Below are 13,319 nucleotides of genomic sequence, written 5' to 3'. Positions count from 1 at the left end.
AGCATGTTTTTTTGTGCAAAAACTCATTCCCATGTACATATAAGGGGCACATTGGTAAAAGATTCTTTCACTGATGAATGTTACGTTAAATGATATCAAATGTACAAGCTTCATTTAAAGGATATTCTTATATATTTACACCCATTAAGTTAAATTTAGCTTTACATGTTGTGGGTCAACGCGCTGATGGTTATCATTTAATAGAGAGTTTGGTTTATTTTAGTTTGAGTGGTGACTGTTTAGGCTATACACCTTTTGAGAGTAACCGCTTTGTTTTAGCAGGCTCTTTTGCTGACGGGCTTGTTTCAGATACAAATAATTTGGTTGTTCGCGCACATGATTTTATGTGTAAGACATTTCCTAAACGTGCTAAACCTGCTTTTTTTCGACTTGTTAAAATGTTGCCAGTTGCTTCAGGGGTTGGTGGAGGTTCAGGCGATGCTGCTGGTGTTTTAAGCATATTACGTCAGCAATGGAATCTTGATTGTTCTCGTGAAAAGTTAGCGGAAATGAGCTTAGTGCTTGGTGCTGATGTGCCGATGTGTCTTTTTGCATTAGAATATCGACAGCCGCTTTTTGTTAAAGGAATTGGGCAAAATATAACACGGCTACAAGAGGCTTGTTCTCTTGCAATGGTGTTGGTTAATCATGGACAACGCATTGCAACGAAAGCTGTTTTTAATATCTTGGAAGAGCATAATCATTCTCCCTTAAAAATTGATCCAGTGGCTTTAAAGACGGTTTATTCATTGGTTGAAGTTTTACAAGAAACGCGTAACGACCTTTTTGTGCCTGCATTAAAAATTGCACCTCGATTATCTGAAGTTTTACATACATTAGATAAGAGTGGCTCTCTTTTTTCTCGTATGTCTGGGAGTGGTGCAACTTGTTTTGGTATTTTTAAAGATAAGTACGCAGCACAGCAGGCAGCACTTTTTATTAAATCAATGCATCCAGACTGGTTTGTTAAGCCTATTATCGCTTTAGGAACGCTTAAAGGTAGATAATATAAATTAAAAGATTTTGCTTAAATCAACGATAACTTTGTTATACGGCAACTTGGTAATTTATATGGTTTTTATTTTGCAGATTTACATAATAGCATATAGAATATGTAATAGCATGGAAAAGATGTGATGAACAATGTTAAAGAAGCTGGATGTCTACTAGATATTTCATGTATTGAATTCTTTTTCTTTGTGTTTGCATGGGGGAGCGTAGTGGTTATGCTGGATGAGCTATTTTTTCTGTAGGGATTGCAGAAAATAGGCAGTGGTGCAAAAATAGATATATGTCTCATCACATCGATAATGTATCAAATATGTTTAATTTACCGCTTAAGCCAAATTTTTCGTGCGAATTGGATTTGCAAGAACGGGGGTTTTTTCATATAGCTGGTGTTGATGAAGTTGGACGTGGTCCTCTCGCGGGACCTGTAGTCACAGCGGCAGTTATTTTGGATAAAGACCATATTCCAGAGGGGTTAAATGATTCAAAAAAACTTTCTGCCAAACGACGCAATGAACTTTATTATGAAATTTTGCAAAGTGCATTAGCCGTTTCGGTTGCTAGTCTTTGTGCTTATACGATCGACCAGTCTAATATTAGAAAAGCAACTTTAGAAGCAATGCGTCGCTGTATTAGAGGATTAGCAGTGCCAGCTCACTATGCATTAATTGATGGGCGTGATATCCCCTTCCAGCTATCTTGTCCAGCAATGAGTTTGATTAAGGGCGATCAGCGTTCGGTTTCAATTGCAGCAGCATCCATTATTGCCAAAGTAACGCGTGATCGGATGATGGAGTGTGCTGGGCAAGTTTATAAAGAGTATGGTTTAGAGAAACATGTAGGTTATGCAACGCTAGCACATCGTACAGCTCTTGATAAATATGGACCAGTTATGGGATTACACCGTTATAGTTTTGCACCACTCAAAGAGCGCTATAGGGATGATATATTATGACAATTCTGCCTCTCAATAGTGCTTCGATAAAGGAGGCAGTTGCGCTTCTTAAACAAGGAAGGTTAGTGGCACTGCCGACAGAAACCGTTTACGGATTGGCTGGCGATGCGACAAACGGTAAAGCAATAGCTTCTATTTTCTTAACGAAAAAGCGACCAAAATTTAATCCTCTTATTGCGCATGTAAGCAGCATCGTTATGGCGGAGTGTTACGTTGAAATTGATTTTCTTTCACGTCAGTTAATGGAAGCATTTTGGCCAGGTCCTTTGACATTAGTCTTACCTTTAAAGGCACATCATAATATCCATCCTCTCACTACTGCTGGTCTTAATACATTAGCTGTTCGTTTTCCAGATAGTAGTTTTGCGGAAGTTGTAGAATGCTTTGGTCGTCCCCTGGCTGCGCCTAGTGCAAATCAATCAGGACGCCTTAGTCCGACTTCAGCTGAAGCTGTTTTGGCATCTTTAGGAATTTCCACTCCTTTAATTATTGATGGAGGGACTTCTAAAATAGGGCTTGAATCAACAATTATTAAGGTTTGTAATGACAATATTTATCTTTTGCGTCCTGGGGGACTCACGGCTGAAGCAATTGAAGAAGTAGCAGGAAAATCACTGAAACGGATGGATCAACAGGTAGCAATTGAGGCACCAGGTATGTTAAAGTCGCATTATGCACCCAATACTGCAGTTCGTTTGAATGTACAAAAGGTAGAACGTGGTGAAGCGCTTTTAGCGTTTGGTCCCAGACGCATTATGGGTGTTGAAAATGCCGTTTCTGTTTTAAACCTTAGTGAAAGTGGAAAGTTGGAAGAGGCTGCTTCTCATTTATTTCAATATATGAAGCAGTTAGATTCATTCAATTTGAAATGTATTGCAGTAGAACCTATTCCATCGTACGGATTAGGTGAGGCTATTAATGATCGTTTGATACGTGCTGCGGCTCCAAGGGAGAAATGAAGATGGAGCAAGGTTTGATTGAAAAATTTAGAGAAATTGTTGGTGCTGCACACGCTATAACAGATCAAGCATTAATTGCACCATATTTGCTTGAAGAGCGGGGACTTTTCCATGGCAAAACACCGTTGCTTTTACGCCCATCTTCCACAGCGGAGATATCATCAATTATGCAATTGGCTAGCCAAACGCGTACTCCAATTGTGCCTCAAGGTGGCAATACAGGTCTTGTGGGGGGGCAACAGCCAAATGAAGATGGATGCGACGTTATTTTATCCATGGAACGATTGAACAAGATTAAATCTATCAATCTTGAAGGCAATTTTGCTGTGGTAGAGGCTGGCGTTATTTTACAGACTTTACAAAAAAAAGTGAATGAATTGGATCGCTTTTTTCCTCTCTCATTAGGGTCAGAAGGTTCTTGTCAAATAGGGGGAAATCTTTCATCTAACGCTGGAGGGACAGCTGTGTTAGCTTATGGCAATATACGTGAGCTTTGTCTTGGTTTGGAAGTTGTTTTGCCAGATGGTCGTATTTTGGATGATTTGCGTTTTGTGAAGAAAGATAATAGCGGTTATGATTTGAGAAATCTTTTCATTGGTGCAGAAGGTACTCTAGGCGTTATAACTGCAGCAGTTTTAAAAATTTTTCCAAAAGTTAAAGGAAAAGCTGTTGCTTTTGTGGGCTTGCACAGTCCAGTGAAGGCTCTTGAGTTTTTATCTCTTGCTCAATGCCGTGGGGGAGGGATGTTAACTGGTTTTGAGCTTATGGGAAAATTCAGCTTGCAAATGGCTCTAAGCTATAACACGTGTGAGAGCTCTCCTTTTGAACATGAGCATGAATGGTATGTATTGATTAATATTTCATCATTGCAAGATGATAATGAGGCATTATCAGTGCTAAGTACTATTTTGGAGGAATCTTTACAAGGTGCTGTAATAGAGGATGCGGTTATTGCGCAATCGTTAAGGCAGCAAGATTTTTTTTGGAAATTGCGTGAAAGTATGTCATATGCACAAAAATTAGCAGGAGGATCTATTAAGCACGACATTGCAGTGCCTATTGCTTGTATTCCTGATTTTATTGCTGAGGCGGCTCTTATTGTTGAAGATATTGCTCCAAATGCGCGGATAGTTTGTTTTGGTCACATGGGTGATGGAAATTTGCATTACAACGTTACACAGCCCGTTGGAGGTGATACTGCGGCGTTTTTACAATTATGGTCACAAATGAATCGCCGCATTCATGATTTAGTGATGCGCTATCAAGGTACATTTTCTGCGGAGCATGGAATTGGTCAACTTAAGCGTGAAGAATTACGCACTTTCAAATCACCTGTTGCGTTGGATATTATGCAGGGGATTAAGAAAATGCTTGACCCTTTAGGGATTATGAATCCTAAAAAAATATTATAATTTAAGAACAGTCAATTTTGTCACGTGTTTTTGTTTAGGTTTCAATAACCAAAAAATAAACCAGTTGTTTTTTACGCAATCTTTTAATAATCCAATGGGAAAAAGCTGTTAGAATGCATTATGTTATTAAGATCAAATTGGGATACTGTATATGGCTAATCAGTGCTTTAATCAGGAAAAGGCGGGGCTTGATTTTCGGTTAGATCCGTGTCATTTGCCACAAACGATAACATATTTTTCATCAAAAACAGGAAATCAAATAGTTTGCTCATTAAATGAGCATGGTGTTTTTTTTAAAACAGATATTTCTTCAAGTTTATCGCATTTAGTGCCAGCTGATCATTTCAAAGGGATTGCTGCGCGTGCAGTGAAAACTCCTTCAGGAGAAAGAGCTGTTGCGTTGGAGCTGCTTCATGTAGATAAAGAAGCTTGCATTCGACTTTTAGTCTCTAGAAATTTGAATAGTGTTCTTCTGGATTGGCGGTTATGGGCGGATACTTATGGCCTTCCTATGCTTATGATTAATGAAGATAATAGTGTTATGGTTGTCAAAGATCGTTCTGATTTACGTCAATTTTTTTGTACGATACCGCATTCTAAACAAAAGCGCTTTTTGCTTCGTCATGGCAATTCCTTAGGCTTGCGTTTAGTGATTGCCAATCAGATTGCGATATAATAAATATTAACGTGTATTAATTCTTTGCGTCTTTATTATTAATTGTGATTAAGTCTTTATACGGTATAAATAAAAAAGTTGCAGCTCATTATATACAATGCGCAAAGGCAATGATAATCGTGACGCTTGTCTTTGAAGTCTGGTAAGCAAAAAGTGCTTTGTAACAAGTGATAAAGCAATTGAATCATGAACAAATAAAGTAACGGACGGTCATGTAATTGCGCTTTGCAGTTTCATATTTATGGAATTTGCTTTTTTTAAAAGGTTCAATATTTTTTCCAAAGCTGTAAGAAACATAGAACAGCTAGCAGATTGACACATCATGCAGTTATGTGAAATTATAAAATTATGAAAAAAAGCTCAGCAAATTGAATTTTCTCGCGCAATGGCTCGCCATCCAATATCGCGTCGGGAAAAACCTTCTGGCCAATCGATACAATCGACAGCTTCATAGGCGCGTTTTTGTGCATACGTAACGGTTTCTCCTGTTGCTGTTATATTTAAAACGCGTCCACCATTAGCAATTAATTCTCCATTGTGTAATGCTGTACCAGCGTGAAAAATTTTCACATCAGAGAGAGCGCTCGCCTTATCAATATTGCGGATAACGGTGCCTTTTTGGGGAGAATCTGGATAACCTTTGGCAGCCATGACGACGGTTAAAGCAGTTTTTTCAGACCATTGCGGAGATTTCTTTTCAAGATTTCCTTGAGCTGCAGCAAGAAAAAGCGGAAGAATATCATCTTTTAGACGCATCATCAAAACCTGACACTCGGGATCACCGAAGCGTACATTAAACTCAATTAATTCAGGTCCTTTCTGCGTTATCATCAATCCAGCGAAGAGAATGCCTTTAAAAGGAGCTCCTATTTCATTCATGCCACGTAAAGCGGGTTCAACAATTTCTTTGAGGGTGCGACTCACCATTTCTTTTGTCATAATGGGTGCTGGTGAATAAGCTCCCATGCCACCTGTGTTGGCTCCAGTATCACCATCCCCAACACGCTTATGATCTTGTGCAGATCCAAAAGGAATAGCGATTTTACCATCACAAAGACAGAAGAAGCTCGCTTCTTCTCCATCAAGAAAGGATTCTATAACAATTTGTTCTTCTGCATTGCATAATGCGTTTTTGAAGCGTGCATCAACGGCATTATATGCTTCTTCCATTGTTGTTGCAACAACAACACCCTTGCCTGCGGCTAAGCCATCAGCTTTAATGACAATGGGGACACCTTGTTGACGAATGTAGGCTTTGGCTTTTAAGGCATCATTAAAGCATTGGTAAGTTCCTGTAGGAATGTTATTCTTAGTGCATAAAGCCTTTGTAAAAGCTTTTGAACCCTCTAGTTGAGCAGCTTTTTTTGTGGGGCCCAATACATGAATATTAGCACTATTAAGGGAATCTGTTAACCCTGCAACCAATGGTGCTTCAGGTCCAATGATGACGAGGTCAATAGAATGTGTTTTACAAAAGTCAATGACGAGAGAATGGTTATCAATGTTCAAATCAATATTTTCCCCAAATTCCACTGTTGCAGGATTTCCAGGAGCACAATATAATTTTGTTAGCAGTGGTGATGCTGCTATTTTCCATGCTAAAGCATGTTCTCGTCCACCTGAACCAATAAGAAGAATGTTCATTGTTTGCTCCTATCGCAGAAGAAGATAATTGAATCAGTTTTCTTGTCATAAGAATGAAATGTCTCTATCGCAAGACCAAAGGTGAAACCATTTGATGAAAAAAAGTAAAAATATTGCACATATTCAATCCTGTGAGAATCAGGGGCGGGTTATGGATGCATCTTCCAAACAATGGGTCTATAATTTTCTTCCTTGCTCTTTGTGGTTTTATGCTCAATTGGCGCGTTGGGATCGACCTATCGGATGGCAGTTGTTGATGTGGCCTTGTTTTTGGTCAACAACTATGGCTCTTTTCTCTTATGAAATGCTTCATTTCCCTTTTTTATCAACGCTGATTAATTGGTTATGGTATCTCTTTCTTTTTCTTGTGGGCTCTGTAGCTATGAGAGGTGCTGGGTGTACTTGGAATGATCTTATTGACCATAAAATTGATTCTCAGGTAGAGCGGACACGTTCTCGCCCATTGCCAACAGGTCATGTGAGTCGGTTTCAGGCAAAAATTTTTATATTGGTGCAATGTTTGGTTGGTTTAGGCGTTTTATCGCAATTTAATATGTTTAGTTTTTTCTTAGGAATTTCATCGTTGATAGCGGTTGCAATTTATCCTTTTATGAAACGCGTAACATATTGGCCGCAATTCTTTTTAGGGATTGCATTTAATTGGGGGGCATTAATGGGATGGGCGGCTGTGTATGGAAGTTTAAGTTGGGCACCAATCTTACTTTATATGGGATCCATTTTGTGGACGATTGGGTATGATACAATTTATGCGCATCAAGATAAGGAAGATGATGCTACTGTTGGAGTACGTTCTACAGCACTTCTCTTTGGTAAAGGCACTAAGCGTGCACTGGTATTTTTGTATAGCGGGTTTGTGATTTTGGTCAGTTTAGCATTTTATTTGGCGCAAGTTCCTCTCTTAAGCTTTTTGGGAATTTTTGTTGCAAGCATTCACATGTTTATACAAATTAAAGTCATTGATATAGATGATAATTCACAATGCCTAAAGCTTTTCAAATCTAACTCGTTTGTCGGATTTTTGATTTTTGCTGGTTTGGTATGCGGCGGTATATGGACAGCGCTTTATTCTACAGTTTAACCAATGATAAAATAGAATTGTATGTTATCTGATTTTAGAGCAGGACGAGCTCTTTGTAATTTAGGGGTAAAATTTTTTATTTTAATTTTAGATTTCTTCTATACAAAACTGCTTTCTTGTTGAACTTTATTTATTTCAAAAGGATAAAAATTGCAGGACGTATCCTATTTTTCTACATCATACGGCTCATTTCTCGAGTTTTTACTCAATACATGGGTATTACTCAAATAATTTCGTGATGGTAATCTTTATTCTAAGTGGAACAATGATTAAAAGATTGTTGTCAGTTAATTTTTGTATAGAGGGTTTATTTTTCCGATTTATAATAAAAATGATTTAACTTTAATTTGTGCAAACAGTTATTTCATTGTTATGAAGAAAAAGGCTTTATATTTTAAGGTTAAGGGTAAAGCCTTTGCATTTGCCAATCAACATGTTCAATAGAGTCGCGTGTAAAAAGCATGCGGTCATGTAAACGAAACGGACGATCACACCAAAATTCAATAGAAAGTGGTTGAACACAAAAACCAGACCAATAAGGTGGGCGTGGAATATTACCTACTGCATAACGGGCAGTATATTGAGCAATTGCTTTTTCGAGAACAAAACGACTTTCTAATGGCTGAGATTGTTTGGATGCCCATGCCCCAATTTGACTGCCATGTGGTCGTGATTGGAAATATATATCCGCTTCTTGAGTGCTAACTTTTTCGACAACTCCTCTAATCCTGACTTGACGGCGAAGCGATTTCCAATGAAACCCTAAGGATGCTTTCATTGATTTTAAAATTTCTTGTCCCTTGCAGCTTTCATAGTTGGTATAGAAAACGAAACCTTTGGAACTGAAGTCTTTAAGAAGAACCATACGAACATTAGGGAAGCCGGTTTCATCAACTGTTGCTAATGCCATAGCATTAGGGTCATTTATTTCACTTATAGTTGCCTTTTCAAGCCAGTTTGCGAAAAGTGTGAAAGGATTTTGTGTTTGCATAAAATCATCGTCTATTTGCGCTGTGTTACTCATAGTATTTCCGAATGTCAGCGAGTGTGAATAAAGCATTCTCTGATTTACTTTGTTATTAAGAAGTAAAGTGCTGATCCTTCCTTTATTTCAAAAAGACAATGTAATCATATATTTTCATAATATTTTAAACATTTTTATTTTTAGCATAGCGCGCGATATAACAGAATTAATATCAAAATATCTATTTTATCTGGTATTTTAGTTCTTTTATAGACATATAAAGAGAAAGAAAATTATTCTATAGAATGGCTGATGAACCTATGAGGGATATTAAATAACGTATCAGTTGATATTTTGAAAACAAAAAGATTGAAAAGAGGGCAATATGCGTGATCCCTACACGGTTTTAGGTGTGGAGCGCACCGCGAAACCGCAAGAGATTAAATCTGCGTTCAGAAAATTAGCAAAGAAATATCATCCAGATCACAATATGGATGATATAAAGGCTAAGGAAAGGTTTTCTGAAATTAATCAGGCTTATGAAATTATAGGTGATAAAGACAAAAGGGCACAATTTGATCGCGGTGAAATTGATATGGAGGGAAAGCCAATTCACCAAGCTTATGGCACTGATGGAAATTTTAGAAATAGACACAATCCCTTTGCAGGAGGTGCAAAGGGATTTGATTTTGGTTCTTCAGGTGGTGCAGGTTTTGATGCAAATGATATTTTTCGTGATTTATTTGGAAGAGGGGGAGGTTTTTCAAAATCTGCACAATATAATAATCGACCTCAACAAGGGGCGCATGTCCGTGCTAATCTTGCAGTAACATTGGAGCAAATGGTTGGGGCAGAAAAGGTAGAAGCTGTTTTTTCTAATGGAAAAAAGTTAAAGATTAAGCTTCCAGACTATGTTGAAGATGGGCAAACCATTCGCTTAAAAGGTCAAGGAGAAGAAGTTGCTTATGGGAAAGCAGGAGATGCGTTGATAACCATTCACATTCAGAAACATTCTCGCTTACGGGTTGAAGGAAGGGCACTCCATCTTGATTTGCCAGTTTCTCTCAAACATGCTGTTCTGGGAGCAAAAGAAGAAGTTGAAACTTTGGAGGGGCGTGTAGTTTTAACTATTCCGGCATGGTCAAGTTCTGATCGTGTTTTACGGCTGAAAGGAAAAGGACTTAGTTTAAAAAATGGTACAAGAGATGATCTTTATGTGCATGTTCGTGTCATGTTGCCAGAAGGTGGAGATGCTGCATTAGAGCAATTTTTGCAAATGCAAAAAGGTTAACTTTTAAATTATACGATTGAAGTATATAAAAGCATAGTTTTTATTTGATTTGAAACCAATTGCTTGAAGAAAATGTTGACCTATGTCATAGGCAGGTGAATAATATTGATTTTGAGTAGTAACGGGGCAGTGCTGATGGCTAATGGTAATGGTTTATTATATGGCAAGTGTGGTCTAATTTTAGGGTTAGCCAATAATCGCTCTATCGCTTGGGGGATAGCCAAGGCGGCTAGTGCAGCAGGGGCAGAGCTTGCTTTTACCTACCAAGGTGAGGCGATGAAAAAGCGTGTTGAGCCTTTGGCTGAAGAGGTAAGAGGATTTGTTTGCGGTCATTGTGATGTTTCTGATAGTGCGTCTATTGATGCGGTCTTTAGAAAAATAGAAAAGGAATGGGGAAAATTAGATTTTTTAGTCCATGCTATTGGTTTTTCTGATAAAGATGAATTGAGTGGTCGTTATGTTGATGTTAGCGAATCAAATTTTATGATGACGATGAATATTTCTGTTTATTCCTTAACGGCTATTACCCAGCGTGCAGAAAAATTAATGCTGGACGGCGGCTCAATTTTAACATTGAGCTATTATGGTGCAGAAAAAGTTGTTCCAAATTATAATATGATGGGTGTTGCTAAAGCAGCTCTTGAAATAAGCGTGAAATATTTAGCAGTAGATTTAGGTCCTAAAAACATTCGTGTTAATGCTATATCTGCGGGACCAATTAAAACATTGGCTGCCTCTGGTATTGGTGATTTTCGTTATATTTTAAAATGGAATGAATATAATGCTCCTCTACGTCGTACGGTGACAATTGAAGAGGTTGGTGATTCTGCTCTTTACTTTCTTTCAGATTTATCCCGTTCTGTTACAGGTGAAGTGCACCATGTGGATTCAGGTTATAACGTCATAGGTATGAAAGCTGTTGATGCGCCAGATATTTCTGTCGTTAAAGAATAAGATTTGGTTTATAAACTGTAATTCAACAGCGGTAATTTGACCAAATTTAAAATAGCTGATGGTGTTGGGGAGGTGGGCTGTATTGTGCACGGCTTAGCCATGTGTTGTAGTTGCATATTTGACGAAGAATCGGATCATTTTTCATGTCGCATAATACATTTGGTCATTTGTTTCGTGTCACGACATGGGGTGAGAGTCATGGCGTTGCTCTTGGCTGTGTTATCGATGGTTGTCCCCCAGGGATTGTTTTTACTCTTTCAGATATTCAGTCTTATCTTGATAAACGCAGACCAGGAAAGTCTAAATATACAACGCAGCGTCGAGAATTGGATCAAATAGAAGTACTTTCAGGAGTTATTGCTCAAGACGATGGAGCAACATTGGTGACGACGGGTACACCAATTTCTTTGTTTATTCGAAACATGGATCAGCGTTCTAAAGATTATGGTTCAGTTGCCCATCAGTATCGTCCGAGCCACGCAGATTATACTTATGACGTTAAATATGGCATTCGTGATTTTCGAGGTGGAGGACGTGCTTCAGCACGGGAGACGGCAGCGCGTGTTGCGGCAGGTGCTCTTGCGCGTAAAATTGTTCCTAATTTGGTTGTACGAGGTGCAGTGATAGCGATTGGTTCTCATAATATTAATCGCGACCGTTGGGATTGGTTAGAGGTTGATAATAATCCTTTTTTTACGCCTGATGCAGAGATGGTGCAGGTTTTTAGTGATTATATCAATAAATTACGTAAAGATGGTTCATCGGTTGGTGCTCTGATTGAGGTTGTTGCAGAAAATGTTCCAGCGGGGTTAGGAGCACCTATTTATGCAAAACTTGACCAAGATATTGCATCATTATTAATGTCCATTAATGCTGTTAAAGGTGTTGAAATTGGTGATGGTTTTGCAGCAGCTCATCTGATGGGAGAAGAAAATGCAGATGAAATGCGGATGGGAAGTGATGGAAAACCGATTTTTTTGTCCAATCATGCTGGCGGTATTTTAGGTGGAATATCGAGTGGGCAGCCAATTATTGCGCGTTTCGCGGTGAAGCCTACTCCATCAATTTTAACGCCTCGTCGTTCAATTGATGTTGATGGCAATGATGTAAACGTTATAACAAAGGGACGTCATGATCCATGTGTTGGGATTCGTGCTGTTCCTGTTGGTGAAGCGATGGTTGCTTGTGCTATTGCTGATCATTACCTAAGACATCGCGGACAGGTTGGTTGATTCGAAAGGTAAATAATGGCGTATGATCAAAAAAAAGTTGTTTCTGCTATTCAGGCTTTTGAGCGTGGTGAAATTGTTGTAGTGACGGATGATCATGAGCGTGAAAATGAAGGTGATTTGATTGTTGCTGCTGTCCATTGTACAGAAGAAAAAATGGCATTTATCATTCGCCATACAACAGGCATTGTTTGTGCTCCTATGCCAAAAGAAGAAGCGCAACGTTTTAATCTTACTCCTATGGTACCAGATAATAATTCGGCGCATCGCACGCAATTTACTGTTACTGTTGATTTTAAACATGGAATAACAACGGGAATTTCAGCGCACGACCGTACATTGGCAGTTCGTAATCTTGCTAATTCAAATGCCTGTGCGAGCGATTTTATTCGTCCAGGACATATTTTCCCTTTGATTGCGCATGAAGGGGGTGTTCTCATGCGTTCAGGTCATACTGAGGCAGCTGTTGATTTATGTAAATTAGCTGGTTTGCCACCCGTGGGTGTTATTGGTGAGTTGGTCAATGATGATGGTAGCGTTAAACATGGGGATGAAGTAACAAAATTTGCACAGGATAATCGATTGCATATGATAACGGTTGCAGATCTGATTGCTTATCGCCAGCGTAAGGAAATGTTGATTAGGCATGTAGGAGAAATGCAAATTGAAACATTAGTAGGGCCAGCTGTTGTTCAAAGTTATCAACTCCCTTGGGAAGCAGTTCAGCATGTGGCAATTGTTTTTGGTGATATCCGTGATGGTGAGGATATTCCTGTACGTTTGCATCGTGAAAATATTATGAATGATGTTTTTGGTCAATCATCAAATATTGTAGTTGCCATGCAGCGTATAATGGAAAAAGAGAAGCGCGGTGTGTTTGTTTATTTACGTGAAGGGTCTGTTGGTGTTCAATCAGTTCTTGGTGCTCAAGAAATGGCAAGCGAGAGTTTAGAAAGTCATGTGCAAGCGGTTGAACGCGAAGAAGAGTGGCGCCAAATTGGTTTAGGGTCACAAATTTTAAAACATTTAGGGATTCGTTCTGTTATTGTTTATGCTTCTAAAGAGCGTCATTATGTGGGTTTAGAAGGTTTTGGAATTCGTATATCCAAAACAGATATTTTGTGAGGA

At 38.7% G+C, this 13,319-nt stretch carries 12 protein-coding genes; 10 read left to right on the top strand and 2 right to left on the bottom strand.

The features are described from left to right. Window positions 1-89: 89 nt before the first annotated feature. From ACMFKV_RS03635 to ACMFKV_RS03615, 5 genes are all read left to right on the top strand, one after another. The gene (locus tag ACMFKV_RS03635) at window positions 90-1,007 is read left to right on the top strand and encodes a 4-(cytidine 5'-diphospho)-2-C-methyl-D-erythritol kinase (protein WP_413154521.1); all 918 of its coding nucleotides are present in this window, start codon (window positions 90-92) and stop codon (window positions 1,005-1,007) included. A 284-nt stretch (window positions 1,008-1,291) separates the two neighbouring features. After that, the gene (locus ACMFKV_RS03630; protein ID WP_413154520.1) at window positions 1,292-1,963 is read left to right on the top strand and encodes a ribonuclease HII; all 672 of its coding nucleotides are present in this window, start codon (window positions 1,292-1,294) and stop codon (window positions 1,961-1,963) included. Continuing rightward, window positions 1,960-2,922: an L-threonylcarbamoyladenylate synthase gene (locus tag ACMFKV_RS03625; RefSeq protein ID WP_336287960.1), complete on the top strand. Its 963-nt coding sequence runs from the start codon at window positions 1,960-1,962 to the stop codon at window positions 2,920-2,922. Before ACMFKV_RS03630 ends, ACMFKV_RS03625 begins: the two co-directional genes overlap by 4 nt. A 2-nt stretch (window positions 2,923-2,924) precedes the next feature. After that, window positions 2,925-4,334: an FAD-binding oxidoreductase gene (locus tag ACMFKV_RS03620; RefSeq protein WP_413154519.1), complete on the top strand. Its 1,410-nt coding sequence runs from the start codon at window positions 2,925-2,927 to the stop codon at window positions 4,332-4,334. Between the two features lie 151 nt (window positions 4,335-4,485). Then, window positions 4,486-5,010, top strand: coding sequence for a DUF6101 family protein (locus ACMFKV_RS03615; protein WP_336287958.1), 525 nt, complete (start codon window positions 4,486-4,488; stop codon window positions 5,008-5,010). 360 nt (window positions 5,011-5,370) lie between these two features. Here the strand turns inward: ACMFKV_RS03615 and purD are convergent, their stop codons facing one another. Further along, window positions 5,371-6,654, bottom strand: a complete 1,284-nt coding sequence (gene purD, locus ACMFKV_RS03610) for a phosphoribosylamine--glycine ligase (RefSeq protein WP_336287957.1) — start codon at window positions 6,652-6,654, stop codon at window positions 5,371-5,373. Between the two features lie 94 nt (window positions 6,655-6,748). Between purD and ubiA the strand changes: the two genes are divergently transcribed. After that, on the top strand, window positions 6,749-7,753 hold the full coding sequence (gene ubiA, locus ACMFKV_RS03605; protein WP_413154518.1) for a 4-hydroxybenzoate octaprenyltransferase: 1,005 nt from the start codon (window positions 6,749-6,751) through the stop codon (window positions 7,751-7,753). A 400-nt stretch (window positions 7,754-8,153) separates the two neighbouring features. Here ubiA and pdxH read toward each other — a convergent pair whose 3' ends face one another. Beyond that, entirely contained in the window at window positions 8,154-8,777 is a 624-nt protein-coding gene (pdxH, locus tag ACMFKV_RS03600; RefSeq protein ID WP_336287955.1) for a pyridoxamine 5'-phosphate oxidase, read from the bottom strand. A gap of 325 nt (window positions 8,778-9,102) precedes the next feature. Here pdxH and ACMFKV_RS03595 point away from each other — a divergent pair, with 325 nt between their 5' ends. The 4 genes from ACMFKV_RS03595 (at window position 9,103) to ribB (ending at window position 13,316) form a co-directional block, all read left to right on the top strand. Next, window positions 9,103-10,008 (top strand): DnaJ C-terminal domain-containing protein, encoded by a 906-nt coding sequence (locus ACMFKV_RS03595; protein ID WP_413154517.1) that lies wholly within the window; start codon window positions 9,103-9,105, stop codon window positions 10,006-10,008. 135 nt (window positions 10,009-10,143) lie between these two features. Next, a complete protein-coding gene (gene fabI / locus ACMFKV_RS03590; RefSeq protein WP_413154516.1) occupies window positions 10,144-10,962 on the top strand; it encodes an enoyl-ACP reductase FabI in 819 nt (272 codons plus the stop codon). A 143-nt stretch (window positions 10,963-11,105) separates the two neighbouring features. Then, the gene (gene aroC, locus ACMFKV_RS03585; RefSeq protein ID WP_413154515.1) at window positions 11,106-12,194 is read left to right on the top strand and encodes a chorismate synthase; all 1,089 of its coding nucleotides are present in this window, start codon (window positions 11,106-11,108) and stop codon (window positions 12,192-12,194) included. 15 nt (window positions 12,195-12,209) lie between these two features. Continuing rightward, window positions 12,210-13,316 carry a 3,4-dihydroxy-2-butanone-4-phosphate synthase gene (gene ribB, locus ACMFKV_RS03580; RefSeq protein WP_336287951.1) on the top strand — a complete coding sequence of 369 codons (1,107 nt, stop codon included), beginning with the start codon at window positions 12,210-12,212 and terminating at the stop codon, window positions 13,314-13,316. Window positions 13,317-13,319 lie beyond the last annotated feature (3 nt).

It is taken from the genome of Bartonella propinqua (genome assembly GCF_047263965.1).
Taxonomy (GTDB): domain Bacteria; phylum Pseudomonadota; class Alphaproteobacteria; order Rhizobiales; family Rhizobiaceae; genus Bartonella.
Note: the sequence above shows the minus strand (reverse complement) of the source record. Positions and strands in the feature narration are given on the sequence as shown.